Here is a 19810-nt window from a genome sequence, read left to right on the forward strand (position 1 = left end):
CTCACGACGGAAAACAGGTTGTTCTGATGGTTCTTCCGCTACGCCAACGCGCCGGAAGCGAAGACCAGCAGGATGCCGAGTGGAGGGCGCGCGCCGATGGTAAATCACTCCGGCCATGGCAAGGCCGGCTACAATGACCACCCAGCGGAAGTCTCCATGCACGGTCTCAACCCCCCCCAACGCGCCGCCGTCCTGCACAGCAAGGGCCCCCTGCTGGTGCTCGCCGGTGCCGGCAGCGGCAAGACGCGCGTCATCGTGGAAAAGATCGCGCACCTGATCGCGGGCAACCACTTCCCGGCACGCCGGATCGCGGCGATCACCTTCACCAACAAGTCCGCCAAGGAAATGCGCGAGCGCGTGGCGAAGCGGATCAAGGGCGATGCGGCCGAAGGGCTGACCATCTGCACCTTCCACGCGCTGGGGCTGAAATTCCTGCAGATCGAGCACGCCGCGGTCGGCCTGAAGCGCGGCTTCTCCATTTTCGACGCCGACGATGCCCACGCGCAGGTCAAGGACCTGATGTACGGCGCCAAGCCCGACGACGTCGAGGCGGCGAAGAACCTGATCTCACGCGCGAAGAATGCCGGACTGTCACCCGAAGAGGCGCTCGCCGAAGCGCGCACCAATCGCGAGAAGGACGCGGCGCTGCTGTACCAGCGCTACCAGGATCGCCTGACCACGTTCAATGCGGTGGACTTCGACGACCTGATCCGGCTGCCGGTGCAGATCCTGGAAGGCAACCCTGAGATCACCGCGACGTGGCGTGAGCGCATCGGCTACCTGCTGGTCGACGAATGCCAGGACACCAACGATGCGCAGTACCGCCTGCTGAAGGCGATCGCCGGCGAGCGCGGCGACTTCACCTGCGTGGGCGACGACGACCAGAGCATCTACGCCTGGCGCGGCGCGAATCCCGACAACCTGCTGCAGATGGCGAAGGATTATCCGGCGCTGCAGATCATCAAGCTGGAACAGAACTACCGCTGCAGCAACCGCGTGCTGCGCGCGGCCAATGCCCTGATCGCCAACAACCCGCACGAGCATCCGAAGGCGCTGTGGAGCGACCAGGCCGACGGCGAGCGCATTCGCGTGTGGGAATGCCGCGACAACGAGCACGAGGCGGAGAAGGTCGCCGCCGAGATCGCGTTCGTGCAGGTATCCAAGAGCGCGGCCTGGAGCGACTTCTGCATCCTGTTCCGCGGCAACCACCAGTCGCGCGCGCTGGAGAAGGCGCTGCAGCTGCTGCGCATCCCCTACCACCTGACCGGCGGCACCGCCTTCCTGGAACGCCAGGAAGTGAAGGACGCGATGTCGTGGCTGCGCCTGCTGGTGAACCCGGACGACGATGCGGCCTTCCTGCGCGCCGTGCAGTCGCCGAAACGTGAGGTCGGCGCGACCTCGCTGGCGAAGCTCGCCGAGATGGCCCAGCACGCGCACCTGCCGCTGTCGCGCGCGGCCGAATCGATGGGCGCGTTGAAGGCGCTGCCGCCGCGCGCGGCCAATGGTCTCAGCGCCTTCGTCGACATCGTGCGCGACCTGCGCCGGCATGCGGAGGAGCTGCCGCCGGCCGACCTGGTCCGCCGCCTGAGCGAACGCTCCGGCCTGCTGGCGGACCTGCGTTCGCAGTGCAAGGACGAGGCCTCGTTCCAGCGCCGTCGCGCCAACCTCGACGAACTGGCCGACTGGTTCGAGGGCGGGCCGCGTGGCAGCTCGGCCGGCGACCTCGCCGCGCAACTCGCGCTGCTGTCGCGCAACGACAAGGACGACGGCGGCAACCAGGTGCGCCTGATGAGCCTGCACGCGGCCAAGGGACTGGAATTCCGCTACGTCTTCATCGTGGGCTGCGAGGACGGCACGCTGCCGCACGAGACCAGCGTCGAGGAAGGCAATCTGCAGGAAGAGCGGCGCCTGATGTACGTGGGCATCACCCGGGCGAAGGAACAGCTGTGGCTCAGCCACAACCGCGAGACGCGCCGCTTCGGCGAGCGCATGCGCCTGCAGCCGAGCCGCTTCATCGACGAGCTGCCGGCGGACGAACTGCAACGCGACGGCGCCGATCCGGTCGCCGATGCGGAACGCAAGAAGGAGCGCGCCAGCGCCGGCCTGGCGGCGATCCAGGCGATGTTCGACTGACCCACGACGGCGGCGGTTGCGCTACGCTGCGCGGCATCGCACTCCGGTGGACCTGGGCATGACGCGCGACAGCAAGGCTTGGCGGTGGATCGGCTTCCTGATCGCCCTCGTCGGCGTTGGCTTTCCGTACTGGCAACTGCCGCCGGAACTGGCCGGCCTGCCGCGCGCACTCTATGGCCCAGGACTCGTCGCCGTCGGCGTGATCGCGATGCTGATGCGGGCGTTCGGCACCGGACGTTTCCTGACGCTGTGGCTGCTGATCGCGCTGGTGGTGCCGGCCGCGGTACTCGTGCGGCTCGCGCTGGATGCTGCGCGCGGCGTCGCCGGTCCCGGGCTGGCGGTCGCGGACGTGGTGGTCGGGTTCGGGCTCGGCCTCGGCGCGTCACTCGCCGGCATGCTCGTCGGCAGCCTGTTCCTGCTGCGCAGCAGCCGGCGCCCGAAGTGAACCCCCGCGTTTCCATGATGTGTCCGACGATGTGGCTGGCCTATTTCCTGCCCTTCGCTGCACTGGCGTCGCAGGCGGCACATGCGGCGATTCCCGGAGACATCCAGATCGTTGTGTTCGAACATGCGCTGCCGAAAGAGCAGGGACGTTTCGTCTACTGCCTCGGCGTCGACGGCCGGGACGCATCTTCCGGCGTCCTCGATTCCTTGCGACACCTGGGACTTCCGCTGTTCAAGGCATCCGACTGCAAGGCAGTGGCGAACCCGCGGGAAGGCAGTACCCACAAGAGCACAGGACAAGCCGCCATCTTCTACTACCTGCTCGACTTCAAGGCAGTGGGTCCGACCTCCGCCACGATCGTCCTGGAAACCTACCATCACGGCTTGTGGGCGTCGGGCAATACCATTCGCCTGAAATGGAAAGGAGAGGCTTGGCGTGTCGTAGAGGAACTGCCCGGCTGGGTGTCCTAGGCCGCCACGAGACCAACGAATGCCGGAGCGCTGAGCTGCATGCATATCGACCGGAGCGAGACCATGAAACCCCGCCTGTCCCACATCCACCAGATCGCCATCACCGTCGGCGATGTCGATGCCGCGCTGGCGTTCTACCGGGACGCACTGGGACTGACTTTCCTGTTCCAGCCCGCGCCGACGCTCGCGTTCCTGCAGGCCGGCGACGTGCGCCTGATGCTGACCACGCCGCAGGGCGCCGGCGCCGTCGGTGCGAACTCGATCCTCTACTTCACCGTGAACGACATCGTCGCCACGCAGGCCGCGCTGGTCGCGCGCGGCGCCACGGAGGAGCGTCCGCCGCAACTGGCGGCGCGCATGCCGGACCACGAACTGTGGACCGGATTCCTGCGCGATCCGGATGGCAACCTGGTGGGATTGATGGAAGAGAAGCGGTAGCGTGCCCGTGTCCGCTCAGCGCACCGGCACGGGGGACTCGCGCGCGGGCTCGGCAGGTGATGCTTGCGGCGGCGTCATGTGCAACGGCTGCCCTTCGCGTGCCGCCAGCGCGCGCTCGACATCGGCCTGGAACTGACGCGCCCACGGACCACTCAGATACTCCGAGACAACGGCAGACATCGGATCGCTTCCCCTCACCGCCGCCGCACGCGAGGCTTGCTCCACCAGATCGTTGAGCCCGGGCCACGTGGAGCGGTCTCCCGCATTGGGCTGCATCACCTTGTCCGGCGCCGGCGGCGATACCCCGGTGCGGCGTTCGAATTGCGCGTCGAGCGCTTCATCGATCGGTTCCTTGCGATTGCAGTCGTCCACCACGAGACGCCGGCAAAGCCGCTCCGGCGCCAGTGTGTCCACCTGGTCGCGGATGCCGTCGCGGTCGTAGCCGCGCGTGCCGTACAAGCCACCCATGTGCTGGTCGGAGCGGTGGATGACGTATTGCTCGGGATCGGTTGGAAGCGGACGCTTCTCCAGATAGGGCGTGTCGCTGAGCCGGTTGAGGAACTCGACGCTCAAATTGTAGTTCTCGATACCTAATCCATTACGCAAGTGCGTGTCCGCCATGTTTCCATGAGATCCGGGGCGGGCAAGGTTGAGGCTGCGATCGTCTTCACTGAACCCCAGCGGCACGTGCAGGGTGACCTTGAATAAATCACGACGCTCGTTTTCTGCCGTCAGCTGGAACGTTGTCAGGGTCGAGGGAGGCAAGCGGCGATCATGCTCCCCGACGCCCGTTTGAACGGGATCGATCAGCAGCGCCACTTGCGGCGTCAGGCCTGGCTGCACGAGCAGCGGTCGGTCGGCGTACTCGATGCGGGTGATCAGGTTCTCCCCATTCACACGATAGTCCGCGTCATCCGGATCGCGTATCCCACGCACATGAATCATGCGCTCCAGCGCCGCTATCTCTTCCGCGCCACGACTGAATCCGATACCTGCGACGCGGATCTGCGCTTCGGGATCCTCCCTAAGCCATTCCTTGGCCTGCACGCAGAACTTGAAGTAAGCCGTCTCGACCCGCTCATCAAAGGTGTGGCCGAATGGCCCATCAACGAGCTTTGCTGGGATCTTCAGCAACCCATCCTGCGTGTAAGTTCCCTCGATGTAGTCCGAGCGTATATGGGTTAAGCCCGCATCCTCGAGACTCCTGATTTCAAGATGAAGCTTTGCGACCGTGCTCCAGCTTTCAGGCTTGTCATCGAACATGCTGTTGCCCGTGCCGTCCATCGCAGCAACATAGAGCCGCTCATGCGACCGATCCGAGCTCAAAAGTACCGGAACGCGTAGCTTCGACAGCGTCTTTTCATCAAGTCTATAGCGCTGATATCCCAGATGGCCGGGAGGCTCGACTTCAATATCAACGTTACGGTTCAAACTGGAATCGGAATCCATTCTGGAGCGCTCCTTGCTCAATATGTGTGACTGAACACCTTGATCAGGTCATTGCGGAAGTCACTGTATCGGTTACCGGGTTCCTGCAAGTCCTTTGTTGAAATGTGCGCCCGCATGTAGACATTGATCGTGCGGTCGTTGACTTCCAGAATGATTCCCGGCAATGCGCCGGGCCCTGCCCGCCCCTCTGAGATCTCGTCGCGGCGTAGACGATGCCGGATCAGCCCGTCGCTGAATATCTCGCCGATGTCGATCTCGGCATGGTGTTGTGCCCCATCCTGTGATCGCCACGCGACCTTGGCAGGCGGCGGAAAATTTGCGATGGGCCCCATTCTCGCCGTCATGTTGTCCGGGTATCGGGAGCCCAGCGATTCGGATGATGATTGAAGTTCGTTCTCCGGATCGTTAGCACGCAGTCTGCCACCGTATTCCACTTGACAGTCGTACGTGCTGTACGTCGAGACACTGAAATAGTGCGCACTGAACTTAAGCGGCCATTCGGTGCCGACGTTGGTGTAGCGGCCTTCCGGCAGCGCGGAAGAAGAACCGGGTGAGGTCGATGGGGCCATGGTGGCGTGGCATCCTGTCGTGGCGATGATGACTAGTGCGCTGCCGGCGATGGTCCAGGGATTGTTGCGATTCATGGCGCTACCCCAACCCCTTGTTGACCCCATGCTATCGCGGCACCGACGTTCGAATGATCCGATTCTGGGATATGAAGACTGACCGAGTGCATGGCGAGCGCTCCTTGCTCAGTAGGTGCGGCTGAACACAGTGATCAGGTCGTCACGGAAATCACTGTGCGGGCGATCCGGAAACTGCGGTTTCTTCAACGCGATCATGTCCCGCATGTAGACGTTGATGGTCCGATCATTGACCTCGACGATGATTCGCGGCGTTCCGCTGGTTGCAGGATCCAGAGCATCTTCACGCGCGACTTGGTGCCGGATCAGCTCATCCCGGAAGATCTCTCCGATATCGATTTCAGCCTCGAGCGGCGTTCCGTCCTTCGAGCGCCACGTGACGCGAGCGGGAGGCGGGAAGTTCGGAATGGGGCCACGGCCCGCACTCAGCAGCTTTTCGAGCGGTCGCCCATACGATTCGACCGACGGCGAAGGCCTGTCTTCCGTGCCGTGACGGAAGCCCCGATAGAGGATTTCGCACGATTGGGTGTCAAAGCAGTGAGCACCGAAATAATGCGCCCTGAACTTAAGCGGCCACTCGGCGCCGAAGTTGGTGTAGTGGCCTTCCGGCAGCGCGGAAGAAGGACTGTCTGAGCTCGATTGAGCCATGGTGGCGTGGCATCCTGTCGTGGCGACGGAGATCAGCGCGCTGGTGGCGATGCTCCGCATGAGGCGTCGTTCCATGAAAACGTTCCGTGCCGGGGGCGAGGCGAACGTAGCGCGGGGGATCACTGCGCGCAACGTCCCTCCGCGCGTAAGCGCATGTAGTGGCGTTTTCGTGCCGGCGAATGGCCCGCGACCCCATCCATCACAATGTGAACCAGCGCCGGGAGCGCGCAGGAACATGACAGGCGATACCCGATTCACGCTGCTCGCGTCGTACAACCAGTGGATGAACCGAAGTCTGTACGACACGGTGGCGACCTTGCCGCACGAGGCGATCGTGTCGGATCGCGGCGCGTTCTTCGGCTCCATCCTGGGCACGCTGAACCACCTGGTGGTGACCGATACGATCTGGCTGAAGCGCTTCGCCGCCGCGCCGGATGCACCCGGCGTGCTCGCCGCGCTCGACGGCACACCGATGCCGGCCGCGCTGGATGCCATCCTGTATCCCACGTTGCCGCTGCTGCGCGAACGACGCGAGTGGATGGACGCGCTGATCCTGCAGTGGGCGGCGACGCTCACGGCCGAACGGCTGGGCGCGTCGCTGACCTATGCGAACACGAAGGGCACGACCTTCACCCGCAGCGTGCTGGGCCTGGCGACGCACCTGTTCAACCACCAGACCCACCATCGCGGGCAGATCACCACGCTGCTGTCGCAGGCGGGCGTCGACATGGGCGTGACCGACCTGCTGGCGCTGGTGCCCGACGAGGGCTGACGCTCAATCGTCCCGCGCAGCGAGCAGGGCATCCAGCTGCGCGCGGAGCGTGGCGACGTCCGCCTCCAGCGCCGCGATGCGAGCCTCGAGTTCGGGCGACGCGGATTCTCCCGCGGACGCCGACGGCGCACGCGCGGCGATCGCCGCGACATCCACCGGCCCGCTCAACAGATGCGCATAGCGGTCCTCGCGCTGACCCGGACCACGCGGGATCTGCACGACGAGTGCGGTCTCGCGCTGGATCAGGCGGTCGAGGTGGTGGCGCACATCGTCCGCATCGTTGAACTTGAACAACCGCTCGCTGCGCGCGAGCAGCTCATGCACGGTCTGCGCGCCGCGCAGCATCAGCAGGCCCAGCAGCACGGCCTGCTGCTGTGGAATGCCGAAGAACGCGGCGGTACGGTGCTCGTAGCGCTCGGCACGCGAGGAGAACACCTGCTTCGCCAGGCCCTTCTGCTCGAGCTGGCGCAGCGCATGGTTCACCGCGCCCGGATCCAGCGCCATCACCGGCTCGCGCGCGGTCTTCTGGTTGGCGGCGACCTGCGCAGCGTTGACCGTCAGCGGATAGGTCTCCGGCGTGGTCGCCTCCTTCTCGATCAGGCAGCCCAGCAGGCGGGCCTCGGCGGCATTCAGGACGGGCGCGGTGTCTTCCATGGAGGCATCGGGAACTGGAACGGGCGGGCAGGATAACCCGCACGCACCGGCATGGACCGACGGGTGTAACAGCGGTCGGCTAGAATTCCCGCACATTCGAAATGGGATCTTCCATGCGCGTTTCCCTGCTTGCCGCCGGCCTGGCGGCGTCGTTGCTGACCCTGGCCGCCTGCAAACGCACCGAACCGGCGGCGGCACCGGCCGAAGCCGCTGCGCCCGCTCCCGCTCCCGCTCCCGCCGCGGCCGCGACAACGAAGCCCACCGGTACGCACGACAACCTCAATGCCGTGGCGTGGGTGCAGACGTCGGTCGAGTACCGTGCGATCACCACGCAGACCTTCCGCGCCGCCGCCGACCACCTGGACGTCGCGCTGAGGGAAAAGCACTGGGACGCGCTGGTACCCAGCGAGCGCGGCAACGCCGCCACCGGCCTGAAACCGGCCGTGGTGATGGACGTCGACGAGACCGTCCTGGACAACTCGCCTTATCAGGCGCGCCTGATCCGCGACGGCAAGGAATACGACGAGATCAGCTGGGACCAGTGGGTGGCCGAGAAGAAGGCCAAGCCGCTGCCGGGCGTGGTGGATTTCGCCAAGGCCGCCGCCGCCAAGGGCGTGACCATCCTGTACATCTCCAACCGCGCCGTGCACCTGAAGGAAGCCACGCTGGCGAACCTGCGCGATGCCGGCCTGCCGGTCGCCGACGACAGCGTGTTCCTCGGCCTGGGCACGGTGCTGGAAGGCTGCGAGCAGAACGGCAGCGAGAAGAACTGCCGTCGCCGCCTGGCCGGCCAGCAGTACCGCGTGCTGATGCAGTTCGGTGACCAGATCGGCGATTTCGTGCAGGTGGAGACCAACACCCGCGACGGCCGCCAGGCGCTGTTCGACGAATACGACGACTGGTTCGGCGAGCGCTGGTGGATGCTGCCCAACCCGACCTATGGCTCGTGGGAACCGGCGCTGTTCAACAACGCCTGGGACCAGCCGCCCGCCGCACGCACGCAGGCCAAGCGCGACGCGCTGGACTACGCACCGTGAGTGCCGCCGGCCCCGTCGCGCTCAGCGCGCGCGAGCGCCTGATCTTCGCGCTGGACGCGCCGTCCGGCGCCGACGCGCTGGCATGGGTCGACCGGCTGGGCGATGCGGTGCAGTTCTACAAGATCGGCATGGAGCTGCTGGCGAGCGGCGACTACTTCACCGTGCTGGACGAACTGGCGCGCCGCGACAAGCGCGTGTTCGTCGACCTGAAGTTCTTCGACATCCCGGCCACCGTGGCCGGGGTGATCCGCGGCCTGTCGCGGTGGCCGGTGACCTACGCCACCATCCACGGCTGGCATGCGGGAATGATGGAAGCGGCGGCCGAGGCGCGCGCCGGTGAGCTGCGCCTGTTGGCGGTGACCGTGCTGACCTCGATGGATGGCAGCGATCTGCGGGCCATGGGCATCAACGGCGACGAACCGGGCGAGATCGTCGTGCAACGTGCGCTGGCGGCGCAGACCGCCGGCATCGATGGCGTAATCTGCTCGGGCCAGGAGGCCGGCATGATCCGCGCCGCGGCCGGATCCGGCTTCTCCATCGTCTGCCCCGGCATCCGCCCGGGCGGCCCGGTCGGCGACGACCAGAAGCGCACCGTGGGCGTGGCCGAGGCCTTCGCGCTGGGGGCCGACGCCATCGTGGTCGGCCGGCCGATCAGCCAGGCGCAGGATCCACGTGCCGCGGCGGAAGCTATCCAGCATGAGATCGCTGGCGTAATCAATTAATTCAATAGCTTACCTATATCTATTTCAGGTGTTGCCTTAGCATTCGGGCGCGGGTAGTCTGTGCGCATCCGGCCTCTGGGCCGGAGATGTGCCACAACACTTCGTCCTCCGGTTTCGACCGGATTTCGGGAGGTCGCGACGTCGCAAGACGCCCGGCCTCCTTTTTTATGGTCCGGCGACCGGCAACTTGCGACGGCCATGCTTGCCGCCTCCCGCGCCGGCCGCGAAGATGCGGGGCGACTGGGGAGTCACACCGCATGAAGCCGAAGCCGTCCGCGTCCGTCCTGCGCGTGCTGGCAGCCCTCGGGCTGTCGCTGCTGCTGATCGCCGCCTGCAAGAAGCGCGAACCCGTGGAACTCGCCGGCGCCGCCAGCGAGCCGGCCGCGGCCGTCCGCCAGTTGGCCTCGCACCTGCAGCGCAACGACCTGGTCGGCTTCGCGCGCGATGCGGTGCCGCCCGATGTGCACACACGACTGGACGCCGCCTGGCGTACCGGCCACAGCCGCTGGCCGCTCACCGAGCTGCCGCTGGACGACAAGCTGGTGCCGATGCTGGCCGCGCTGTCGGCGAAGGACGCGGAGAAGACCCTGCAACGCAGCTTCGACCGCCAGTTCGCCCGCCAGGACCGCGACCTGAAGGAGGCCGCTCGCACGCTGGGCCTGTTCGGCGTGCAATACGTGAAGAACGAAGGCGACTACACCCAGGAGGAACGCGACCACTACGCGCAGGTGATCGCGGCCCTCGGCGACTGGGCGCAGCAGGCGCCGCTCGGCGATCCCGCCCTGGCCAAGGCCACGCTGGCGCGGCTCGCGCCGGCCGCGCGACGCACTGGGCTGACCACCGAACAGGCGCTCAACGACGCCGGCATGACCGACAGCCTGCGACGGCTGACACCGTTCTTCATCGAGGCCAAGGCCACGTTCACGCGTTATGGGCTGCCGCTGGATGCCACCTTCACCGACCTGCGCACCGGCCTGGTCGAACAGAAGGGCGACACCGCCACGGTGCGCATCCACTACCCGCTGGGCGAACGCGAGATCGATACCGTGGTCAGCCTGACCCGGCGCGACGGCCAGTGGTACCTCAGCGACTACCTCAGGCATGCCGACGAGGTACTGGCGGCGGCGATGCCCGCGCCGGACACGCTGCCGGCGCCGCCCGCCGAAGAAGAGACGCCATCCCCGCCGTGACGAACCGGAGGCCCTGCGCGATTACGCTCGTGGCACTGGCCACGCTGCTGGCGAGCGTGTCCGCCACGCATGCGCATCCGGGCGGTCTCGACAAGCATGGTTGTCATACGAACCGGCAGACCGGCGAGTACCACTGCCATCGCGGCGGCACCCCGCCCCGCACGGCGCTGACCGCACCCGCGCCCGACCAACCCCCCGCATCCTCCGGACCCGCGCGCCTTGACGGCGCAGGGCCAGGGCGCGTCTTCCGCAACTGCGACGAAGCCCGCGCACACGGCGCAGCGCCGGTACGGCGGGGCGATCCCGGCTACGGGCCGCACCTGGACCGCGACAACGATGGCGTGGGTTGCGAGCCATACCGGGGCCGGTAAACCCTTGTGTTTCATGCACTTGCAGGATTTCTTCCCGGCATCCGAGGAGGCCCGGAATGCCGACAGGGGCGGCGGCGGACGCTGTAACCGCTTTCCAGCCGGCCACGGGCGTGGGCCATAATGCGGCCGATGCCTGAACAGAATTCCCTGCCGTTCCCGGACGGCCCGACCCCGACGCCGCCGGAGAAGAAACCCGCGGCGACGGATGCGCCTGCGTCCGACGCATCGGCCGACCCCGTGGCCGGTGCCGATGCACCGGTGACCGCGGGCGTACCGATGGCGCCGTACACCGCCGCCCGCCAGGCCAAGCGCCCGCTGTGGGCACGGCTGCTGGGTCGCCTGGCCGATCCGTGGCTGGCGTTGAACATCGAGCCCGGCGTGCCGGCCGACCTGCTCGACGGCCGTCCGGTCTGCTACGTGCTGGAAGACTACGGCCTGTCGAACGCGCTGATCCTCGACCGCGCCTGTCGCGACGCCGGTCTGCCCTCGCCGCTGGTGCCGCTGCCGGTCGGCGGTAATCCGCTCGGCCGCAAGCGCGCCTACGTGGCGCTGTCGCGCCGCAACGCCAGTACGTTGATTCCCGACCAGGTCAGCGCCAAGACGCATTCCGGCTCGCTGGCCAAGCTGCTGCAGGCGCATCGCGCCCAGCCGGACCTTGACGTGCAACTGGTGCCGGTGTCGATCTTCGTCGGCCGCGCGCCCGACAAGCAGAGCGGCTGGTTCTCGGTGCTGTTCTCCGAAAACTGGGCCATCGTCGGCCGCTTCCGCCGCCTGCTCGCCATCCTGCTCAACGGACGCGGCACCATCGTGCGCTTCGCGCCGCCGGTCTCGCTGCGCGGCACCGTCGACGAAGGCCTGGAGCCCGAGCGCACGGTCCGCAAGCTCTCGCGTGTGCTGCGCACGCACTTCCACCGCATCCGTGAGGCCGTCATCGGCCCCGATCTGTCGACGCGCCGCCTGCTGGTCGACCAGGTGCTCGCCGCCGAGCCGGTGAAGGACGCCATCGCCGAACAGGCCAGACGCGACAAGTCCAAGCCCGAGGACGCGTGGAAGAAAGCGCACGCCTACGCCTGGGAAATCGCTGCCGACTATTCCAACCCGGTGGTGCGCTCGGCCAGCTTCCTGCTGAGCCATGTGTGGAACCAGATCTACGACGGCGTGCTGGTCCACCACCTGGACAAGTTCAAGGAAGCCGCACCCGGCCACGAAGTCGTCTACGTGCCCTGCCACCGCAGCCACATGGACTACCTGCTGCTGTCGTACCTGCTGTACGAACGCGGCATCGTGCCGCCGCACATCGCGGCCGGCATCAACCTCAACCTGCCGGTGGTGGGCACGCTGCTGCGCAAGGGCGGCGCGTTCTTCATGCGCCGCAGCTTCCGTGGCAACCCGCTGTACTCGGCAGTGTTCACCGAATATGTGGCGCAGCTGGTGTCCGGTGGCTACTCGCTGGAGTACTTCATCGAAGGCGGTCGCTCGCGCACCGGCCGGCTGCTGCCGCCGAAGGGCGGCATGATCTCGATGACGCTGCGCGCGTTCCTGCGCCAGCCGCGCAAGCCGGTGCTGTTCCAGCCAGTCTACATCGGCTACGAAAAGCTGCTGGAAGGCACCAGCTACCTGGACGAACTCAGCGGCCGGCCGAAGGAAAAGGAATCCATCTGGGCAGTGCTGTGGGGCATCCCCAAGGTGCTGCGGCAGAACTACGGCCAGGTGGTGGTGAACTTCGGCGAGCCGATCCCGCTGAACGACGCGCTGGCCAGGCACGCACCGGAATGGGACGGCGCGCCGGTCGGTGAAGAAGAGAAGCCGGCCTGGTTGTCCGACATCGTCGATGCGCTGGCGCAGCAGATCCAGGTCAACATCAATCGCGCCGCCGACGTGAACCCGATCAACCTGCTGGCGCTGGCGCTGCTGTCCACGCCGAAGCACGCGATGGGCGAAGCCGACCTGATCGCGCAGATCGAACTGTCGAAGACGCTGCTGGCCGAACTGCCGTATTCCGACCGTGTCACGGTCACTCCGCACTCGCCGGACCGCATCATCTCCCACGCCGAGGAGATCAACATGCTGCAGCGGATCAAGCATCCGCTGGGCGACGTGCTGAGCGTGGACGATGACACCGCGGTGCTGCTGAGCTACTACCGCAACAACGTGCTGCACCTGTTCACGGCGTCGTCGTGGATCGCCTGCTGCTTCCAGAACAACCGCCGCATGAGCCGCGCCGGCGTGCTGCGGCTGGGCCGCACGCTGTACCCGTTCCTGCAGGCCGAACTGTTCCTGCCATGGACCGAGGACGAGTTCGCCGAGCGCATGGAGCGCACCATCGAGGTGTTCGTGCGCGAGGGCCTGCTGCAGCAGGTCAACGACGACGACGGCGGGATCCTGGCGCGCAGCGCCGGCCAGACCGACGAGGTGTTCCGCCTGCGCGCGATCGGCCATTCGCTGCAGCAAGCGTTCGAGCGCTACTACATCGCCATCTCGGTGCTGGTGAAGAACGGCCCCGGTACGCTGGGCGCGGCCGAACTGGAAAGCCTCTGCCAGCAGGCCGCGCAGCGCCTCAGCCTGCTGTACGCACCGGCCGCGCCGGAGTTCTTCGACAAGACGCTGTTCCGTGGCTTCATCCAGAAGCTGCGCGAACTGAAGCTGGTCTGGCCCGACGAGAACAGCAAACTGCTGTTCGACGAACGCCTGGACGCGTGGGCGCGCGACGCCAAGGCCATCCTCGGCCGCGAACTGCGCCACACCATCGAGAAGGTCAGCCCGGAAGCCGCCAAGCCGGGCGAGCCCGTGGTGGCGCCGCAGGATTGACGCGCATGGGCCGCTGTCTGGCAGCGGCATCCGATCGCATCGAACTCAGAACCCCGTTCCCGCGGCGGCATCGCACTCCATGCGCAGGAACTCGATGGCGTAGGCCACGCGCTTCGCCAGATCGTCCGAGCGCAGGTAGATCGTCGCAACATGCTTGTTGCCGGCGAACATCAGATTCACGTCGCCGCCGGACTGCTGCACCGATTTCACCTCCGACCAGGAAAAGCCGTCCGTCTTGCCGCCGATCGTGCGAAGGCCGTTGGCCCCGACCGAGAACGTGCCCGCCTCGGTGATCCCGCGGGAGATGCTGTCGATGACCGGTCCGCCGGCATATCGGCGCACATTGGCGCTGATGGTGACGTCCGCATAGTCCGCCAGCAGTTTCGACACGCATCGCGAGACAGGCCCGGCATCGACGATCTTCGCCTCCCCGCGCAGATCCGCATCATAGAAGTAACGCGAGTCTCCCTCCCTCATTGCCGTCGTGACGTTTCCCGGAGTCTCCCGGATGGATCCGCCCATGTACCCGTTGCCAGGCAAGACGATAGAAAGGAATTTCTGCGCATTCTCGACAGTTTGCTCCTGCGCATGGAGTGTGACGCAGGGCATCAGGCCGATCACGGCGACGAACACGGTTTTCTTCATGGGACACCTCGAAGATGGGGTTTGAGGATCGCTTGATCACCATCCGCATACCGTCACCGAACGAACCTCGACGATCGCGTTCTCCGGTTTGCAGGCCAGCGGTGGACTCAGTTTCTGCGTGTCTCCGTAGCAGGAGTCGCCTCCGACGAAGTTGGCGAACACCCGCTGTATTCCCTGCCCTTGCGGCACGCCTGGACAGCGCGCTTCGTAGTGGACGGAGATGCAGTTGGCGATGCGGGGCGATACGGCCGGACGCACGCCGGCGACGGTGTCCTGCCCGCCGCACTTGAGCGCACGCAAGCGGATGCCGGCACGCTCGGCCGCGAGGTGCGTGCGGAGCTCCTCTTCGCGTTTCTTCTTCGCTTCGGCTTCGGCCCTTTCGCGCTCGGCTCGTTCCGCTTCCAGCGCCTCGCGTCGCTTGCGTGCGGCGGTCGCGGCATCATCCTGCCCTGCCGGCGGTTGGCCCGACAACGCGGGACCGGCCGGCCTCGCGCCACCGCGCGCTTTCGCCGCCGCTTCACGCATCTCCACCAGTCGTCGCGCCTCCGCCTCGCGATGGCTGCCGAGGCGTTGCGTTTCGCTGGCCACTTCCGCGGCCTTGCGAATGCGCTCGCCCTCGGCGGCCTGTCGCTGGCGCTCGGCCTGTGCCTCCCTTCGCTGCCGCTCCCGCTCGAGTCGCGCACGCTCTGCGGCAGCTTCGGGATTCGATCTGTCGGCGGCGGCCTGCTCCTTGGGGGAGCTCGCCTTGCAGAACCCCAGCGCAACGCACTTTGCGGGGGTGACGCAGTAGCGATCCTCGATGTCGTCGATCAACATGCCGACGGTGTTGACCTTCAAGTCGTCCGATATGTCGCGCGTCCGGCCTTCGGAGCGGGCCTTGCTTCCACTGCAAGGAAGATAGAATCCGATCTGCGCGTGGGCCACGTACGGTGCCGCCAGCAGTGCGAGTACCAGGATCTTGTTGGCGACTCTCACGGACTCCCCTCCTGTCGGGCGGCAGCGGATGGATTGCATGCCCGGTGGATCACAGCCGTACACTCATCTCAGCACCCCGTCACGTCCGTCACGCGTACGATCACCTGCTCCGCCGGGCACGACAGCGGCGACCCAGGAATCGCGATCGCGTCGCCCACGCCCATGCAGCTGCCGCCGATGTAGTTGTGCTGGCTGCCCTGCACGCCCGCGCCTTGCGCGACGCCCGGACACCGTGCCTCGTAGTGCACCGTGGCGCAGCCCTTGACGCTGGTCTTCGGGCCGATGACGTAATAGCGGCCACTGCCACCGAGGCAGGTGTCCGCGCGAAGGTGCAGGCTGTTGCGTGCCTGCTGCAGGCTCTGTTGCCATTCCTGCTGCTGGCGCTGGCGCGCCTGTTCGTCGGCCAGCTTCTTGGCATCCGCGTCGCGCTTGCGCTGCTGTTCGGCCAGTTCGGCCTGGCGGCGACGCTCCGCGTCCGCTGTCGCCTTGTCTGCCGTGGTCGACGCCGTCGCGGCAGTGGCCGGTGCTGCGCCCGATGGCGAGGTCGTTGCGCCAGATGTCGACACCGGGGTCGGCGCGGCGGCGGTCTGCGGTCGGCTGGCCGCGATCAGTTCCTGCGCGCGGCGTGCGTCCTCGTCGCGCTGGCGCTGCGCGCGTGCAGCCGTGGCCTGCGCCTGCGCGGCCGTCTCGGCCAGGAAGGCATCCTGCTGTTGCTGGGCGTAGTACTGGTCCGCCTGTGCCTGCGCCATGCCCTGGCTGAAACCCTGCAGTGCCGCGTTCCACGTCGCCTCGCGCTCGGCCTGCGCACGGCGGCGGTTCTCAGCCGCGATGCGTTCGTTCTCGGCGTTCTGCCGCGAGGTTTCCATCGCCTGCACCACGCGCTCCTGCGTCAACGGCCGATAGGTCGTCCGGGTGGTGCTGGCGCCATCATTCAACGCGATGCGCAGGCCATTCATGAACTCCACGGTCTTCACCGCCCGGATGCTGTTGCCACTGGCCATGAAGGCGTAGGCGTAACGCCATCCGCTGAACCAGCCGTCCTGCGACTCCACATACAGCGTGTCGTCGGATCCCAAGCTCGCATCCGGTCGACTGTTCTTGGCGATCGCCGTCTCCAGCAGGTCGAGTTTCCCCGACCCGTCGGCGCGTGCCTTCACCAGATAGCGATTCCAGGGCTTGCCGTCAGGCCCGAAGAACTGGATGGCAAGCGTGTCCGGCGCCAGCACCTGGACTTCGAGCATGTCGTCGTCGCCCACCAGGCGGATGCCATTGAAGCGCGTCAGCGATCCGAAATTCTGCGCGGCCTGATCTGCGGGCGACTGCGTCTTCGCGATGGCCGGCTCCGTCTTCGCCGCGATCACAAGTGCAGACGGGCTGGCGATCGGCGACTCGGTGACGGGCGGAACCGCGGGCGCCGCGGCAACGGCGGATGACGCAGCGGTTGAGGCCGGCCTGCTGCTTTCCATCGGTTTCATCACATGCGTGTACTTCACGTCCGTCACCTGCTCGCCCTTGAGCTTGACGCCTTCGTACAACACCTGGCCGTCGCCGGCGAAGCGCAGTCGATACGGCAGCTTGACCATGCCCTCGCGCGCCCAGACCACTTCGTCCGCAGAAGCGACACGGCCTTGCCACGTCAGGTTCATGCCGAGCAGCGACGAGGTCAGCAGCAGTCGGCCCGGCGCATCCCCTGGCCGGATGACGTTGGTCTGCACCACCTTGCCATCATGCGGATTGACCCACTGCTCGCGGAGTTCCTCGCCCGGCGACAGCCATTCCCAGTCCACGCGATACCCGTCGCCGAGCTGCCAGCTGCGCTCCACCAGACGCACGTACGGGCCCCATGCAGCGGCGTCGACGGCGGTTGTATCCGGCGCCCGGTCCTGCGCATGCGCGATGGGCAGGCCGATGATCAGGCAGGCGAGGACGACGAGGATGCGGAGCAGCGGCATGATCGGATTCCGGACGGGACGGTCGGGGTGCAATCGCGCCACACGGTGCCACGGCGCATTCCCTCGCAGCCTTATCGGCACCTCGCTCGTCTTCCTTGAGTCCGCGCATCCCCCGGTCGCCATCTCCCCATGGCTCCGTGCGGTCCGCCGCCTGCGGCGATCACGCCCCCTCCCGCAACGATAGCGAGCTGCGGCAGACGCTCGCACTCCCGTTCCGGACTTGACGCAAGGGGACGATTCGGCTTGTGCCCGGGCGCATTTCGTAATTAACTGCGGCGGAGATGGGTCGGACACGATCCTCGCGCCGCCACAGGGGAACGCCGATGAACGACGACCACGCCCTCGCGCGCGTGCTGGAGCCGCTGTACGAATCGATCCTGGATCCGGATCGGCTCGACGATTTCACGCTGCAACTCAGCCAGACGACGCGCAGCCATCTCACCGGCATCCTTGGCCACGACGTCGCCTGCGGCCGCGGCAGCGTGGCGCGTCTGCATGGCGCCGACCCGGTCCAGGTGGCGACGGAACTGCAATCGCTCGACCTGCATGTCGATCCGTGGGTTAGCCGTGCGACGCCGCACCTCGCCACGGGTCGCGTGTTCGATACCGAAGACCTGCTGCCGATCGCGAAGATGCGGCGCACCGATGCATACAACGCCTATTACCGCGTATTCGGCGTGGAGCAGCAGGTCGCGGCAGTGGGCCACTACGACGGCGTGAACTCGATGACGCTGTCGATCTGTCGCGACGACCGCCACCGCCTGTTCGACGACAACGAGCTCGGTCTGTTCAAGCGCGTGGTACCGCACTGGGTGAACGCCTACGCCATCATGCGGCGGCTCGACCTGCTGCAGCGGCGCGTCGATTCGCTGGAAATGGCGCTGGAGCAGTCGCCGATGGCGATGTTCACACTGTCCGCCAACCGCAAACTGCTGCGTGCGAATGGAGCTGGCGAACACCTGCTTGGCCTGGGCGTCCTGCAGCGCACGGGAGGAGGACAGTTGGCCGCGCCGGGCTGGCAGGATGCCGCCCTGCAACAACTGCTTGCGCGCGCCACGCTGGCACGACCGGATGGCCGCGGGGGCGATGTCGAGAAGCTGGTGGTGCAAGCGCCCGGCATCGGCGCCGTGGCGATCACCGCGCATCCGCTGGCGCCGCCGCTGCTGGCCGGCGATGCGGCATTGCTGGTCTTCGTGCAGCCCACCGCGTCGGCAAGCCCTGCGCGACTGGAACAGGCCCTGCAGCACCTGTTCGGCCTCACTGATGCCGAGCGCCGTCTTGCCGTGGCGATGCTGCAGCATACCGACCTCGCACTCGCGGCGCAGGCCTGCGGCATCGCGGTGTCGACGGCACAGACACGATTGAAGGTGGTGTTCGACAAGACCGGCGAACGCAGCCAGACGGCGCTGGTCCGGCTGCTCGCCGCGCTCAACGCCGTCTGCTGACGGCGCTCAGACTCACGACATCGCGTGGAACTGGCGCGTCAGCCACGCCTTCGACGGCAGCGCGCGCGCGGGTTCGCGGATCAACCGGTGCAACGGTGATCCGCACTCGGACAGGTACGGTTCGTCCTCCATCACCAGCACCATGCGCAACAGGTCCACGCCGCCCGGCAGGATCGCCGGGGGCAGGTATTCGCGGAATCCGTAGTGCTCGAACACGCCGTGCAGGAACGGTTCGCACGCCAGCAGGCAGAACTGGATGCGCGACTCCTGCGCCCAGCGATACGCTTCTTCCATCAGCCGGTCCACCACCGGCTTGCTGCGCTGGTCGGCCTGCACCGCGAAGCGCGTGCCCACCGCCACCTGCGACAACGGCCAGGTGCGCGCGAACTCGTCGATCCGGAACAGGCTGCCGTACTCCACCTGCACCGCCAGCGGCGAGAAGTCGTGCAGGCGCAGCGTCGCGATCGCCTGCTGGCCCTTCTCCACCGCCAGCGTGGTGCCGCAATCGTCCAGTCCGTCGGTGACGCGCTTGCTGCGGTCGCCGAACTGGCCCTGCTCGTGGAAGTAGACCTCGCGGCGCAGGCGCGGCACGTCGCCCAGCGGCTCCCCGGGCTGGATGCGGTGCATCCGTAGTCCGATGCCGGCCAGCGCCGCCTCGGCCGACGCCGACGCGATCCGCGCTTCGCGGGCGGACATCGGCACCCGGTGGTTGAACGTTTTGTCCTGCTCCATGCCACTCCCTCGCCACGGCGCGGCAGCGCGCGAGGCCTGTGCTTCGGGAACCGCGGCGCCGGCAGGACGGCAGACGGTCAGTCGGTAGGGGAGATCCCCACGCGGGCTATCAAGCAAGCATCGGGCCAACTGTGGATTGCACGCGCATGTGGCCCGCCGCCACGCGTCTGCAGCGCATTGCGCGGCCCCGGCCGTGGCGCAGGGGACTGCGCCGGAGTGACGCGCTGCGTCAGATTGCGTCGCCCGACAAGGACATCGCGCAGCCGCGTATCGGCCGTGC

Annotated in this window: 19 protein-coding genes; 11 read left to right on the forward strand and 8 right to left on the reverse strand. The window is 66.9% G+C overall.

Features of this window, described 5'->3' with window-relative positions:
* Positions 1-156: 156 nt before the first annotated feature.
* From ACGHX3_RS18625 to ACGHX3_RS18640, 4 genes are all read left to right on the forward strand, one after another.
* The gene (locus ACGHX3_RS18625) at positions 157-2133 is read left to right on the forward strand and encodes a UvrD-helicase domain-containing protein (RefSeq protein ID WP_394695804.1); all 1977 of its coding nucleotides are present in this window, start codon (positions 157-159) and stop codon (positions 2131-2133) included.
* A 58-nt stretch (positions 2134-2191) separates the two neighbouring features.
* Complete coding sequence (locus tag ACGHX3_RS18630) at positions 2192-2578, forward strand: hypothetical protein (RefSeq protein ID WP_394695805.1); 387 nt, start codon at positions 2192-2194, stop codon at positions 2576-2578.
* Positions 2579-2607: 29 nt separating this feature from the next.
* Positions 2608-3048 (forward strand): hypothetical protein, encoded by a 441-nt coding sequence (locus ACGHX3_RS18635; RefSeq protein ID WP_394695806.1) that lies wholly within the window; start codon positions 2608-2610, stop codon positions 3046-3048.
* A gap of 63 nt (positions 3049-3111) precedes the next feature.
* Complete coding sequence (locus tag ACGHX3_RS18640; RefSeq protein ID WP_394695807.1) at positions 3112-3486, forward strand: VOC family protein; 375 nt, start codon at positions 3112-3114, stop codon at positions 3484-3486.
* Between the two features lie 15 nt (positions 3487-3501).
* Here the strand turns inward: ACGHX3_RS18640 and ACGHX3_RS18645 are convergent, their stop codons facing one another.
* The 3 genes from ACGHX3_RS18645 to ACGHX3_RS18655 form a co-directional block, all read right to left on the reverse strand.
* Positions 3502-4935 carry a phospholipase effector Tle1 domain-containing protein gene (locus ACGHX3_RS18645; RefSeq protein WP_394695808.1) on the reverse strand — a complete coding sequence of 478 codons (1434 nt, stop codon included), beginning with the start codon at positions 4933-4935 and terminating at the stop codon, positions 3502-3504.
* Between the two features lie 17 nt (positions 4936-4952).
* Positions 4953-5579 carry a hypothetical protein gene (locus ACGHX3_RS18650; RefSeq protein WP_394695809.1) on the reverse strand — a complete coding sequence of 209 codons (627 nt, stop codon included), beginning with the start codon at positions 5577-5579 and terminating at the stop codon, positions 4953-4955.
* 108 nt (positions 5580-5687) lie between these two features.
* Complete coding sequence (locus ACGHX3_RS18655; protein ID WP_394695810.1) at positions 5688-6302, reverse strand: hypothetical protein; 615 nt, start codon at positions 6300-6302, stop codon at positions 5688-5690.
* A 160-nt stretch (positions 6303-6462) separates the two neighbouring features.
* On the opposite strand from ACGHX3_RS18655, the gene ACGHX3_RS18660 reads away from it, so the two are divergent.
* A complete protein-coding gene (locus tag ACGHX3_RS18660; protein ID WP_394695811.1) occupies positions 6463-6999 on the forward strand; it encodes a DinB family protein in 537 nt (178 codons plus the stop codon).
* Positions 7000-7002: 3 nt separating this feature from the next.
* Here ACGHX3_RS18660 and ACGHX3_RS18665 read toward each other — a convergent pair whose 3' ends face one another.
* Entirely contained in the window at positions 7003-7653 is a 651-nt protein-coding gene (locus ACGHX3_RS18665; RefSeq protein ID WP_394695812.1) for a YceH family protein, read from the reverse strand.
* 113 nt (positions 7654-7766) lie between these two features.
* On the opposite strand from ACGHX3_RS18665, the gene ACGHX3_RS18670 reads away from it, so the two are divergent.
* The 5 genes from ACGHX3_RS18670 to plsB all read left to right on the forward strand — a co-directional run bounded on the left by ACGHX3_RS18670 (position 7767) and on the right by plsB (position 13781).
* Positions 7767-8690 carry a 5'-nucleotidase, lipoprotein e(P4) family gene (locus tag ACGHX3_RS18670; protein WP_394695813.1) on the forward strand — a complete coding sequence of 308 codons (924 nt, stop codon included), beginning with the start codon at positions 7767-7769 and terminating at the stop codon, positions 8688-8690.
* On the forward strand, positions 8687-9412 hold the full coding sequence (gene pyrF, locus ACGHX3_RS18675; protein WP_394695814.1) for an orotidine-5'-phosphate decarboxylase: 726 nt from the start codon (positions 8687-8689) through the stop codon (positions 9410-9412). The genes ACGHX3_RS18670 and pyrF overlap by 4 nt, the downstream gene beginning before the upstream one ends.
* Positions 9413-9669: 257 nt before the next feature.
* The gene (locus tag ACGHX3_RS18680) at positions 9670-10602 is read left to right on the forward strand and encodes a hypothetical protein (protein ID WP_394695815.1); all 933 of its coding nucleotides are present in this window, start codon (positions 9670-9672) and stop codon (positions 10600-10602) included.
* 56 nt (positions 10603-10658) lie between these two features.
* Entirely contained in the window at positions 10659-10973 is a 315-nt protein-coding gene (locus tag ACGHX3_RS18685) for an excalibur calcium-binding domain-containing protein (protein ID WP_394697331.1), read from the forward strand.
* A gap of 129 nt (positions 10974-11102) precedes the next feature.
* Positions 11103-13781 carry a glycerol-3-phosphate 1-O-acyltransferase PlsB gene (gene plsB / locus ACGHX3_RS18690; RefSeq protein ID WP_394695816.1) on the forward strand — a complete coding sequence of 893 codons (2679 nt, stop codon included), beginning with the start codon at positions 11103-11105 and terminating at the stop codon, positions 13779-13781.
* A 45-nt stretch (positions 13782-13826) separates the two neighbouring features.
* Here plsB and ACGHX3_RS18695 read toward each other — a convergent pair whose 3' ends face one another.
* The 3 genes from ACGHX3_RS18695 to ACGHX3_RS18705 are packed head-to-tail and all read right to left on the reverse strand — an operon-like array spanning position 13827 to position 17353.
* Positions 13827-14426, reverse strand: a complete 600-nt coding sequence (locus ACGHX3_RS18695) for a hypothetical protein (protein WP_394695817.1) — start codon at positions 14424-14426, stop codon at positions 13827-13829.
* 36 nt (positions 14427-14462) lie between these two features.
* Positions 14463-15440 carry a hypothetical protein gene (locus ACGHX3_RS18700; RefSeq protein WP_394695818.1) on the reverse strand — a complete coding sequence of 326 codons (978 nt, stop codon included), beginning with the start codon at positions 15438-15440 and terminating at the stop codon, positions 14463-14465.
* 29 nt (positions 15441-15469) lie between these two features.
* Positions 15470-17353: a hypothetical protein gene (locus ACGHX3_RS18705; protein WP_394695819.1), complete on the reverse strand. Its 1884-nt coding sequence runs from the start codon at positions 17351-17353 to the stop codon at positions 15470-15472.
* Positions 17354-17676: 323 nt separating this feature from the next.
* Between ACGHX3_RS18705 and ACGHX3_RS18710 the strand changes: the two genes are divergently transcribed.
* A complete protein-coding gene (locus ACGHX3_RS18710; protein ID WP_394695820.1) occupies positions 17677-18798 on the forward strand; it encodes a helix-turn-helix transcriptional regulator in 1122 nt (373 codons plus the stop codon).
* Between the two features lie 12 nt (positions 18799-18810).
* Here the strand turns inward: ACGHX3_RS18710 and ACGHX3_RS18715 are convergent, their stop codons facing one another.
* The gene (locus ACGHX3_RS18715; RefSeq protein ID WP_162338926.1) at positions 18811-19530 is read right to left on the reverse strand and encodes a GNAT family N-acyltransferase; all 720 of its coding nucleotides are present in this window, start codon (positions 19528-19530) and stop codon (positions 18811-18813) included.
* Positions 19531-19810: the final 280 nt, after the last annotated feature.

Origin of the sequence: Pseudoxanthomonas japonensis (assembly GCF_043632995.1) — a bacterium.
GTDB classification, from domain to species: domain Bacteria; phylum Pseudomonadota; class Gammaproteobacteria; order Xanthomonadales; family Xanthomonadaceae; genus Pseudoxanthomonas_A; species Pseudoxanthomonas_A japonensis.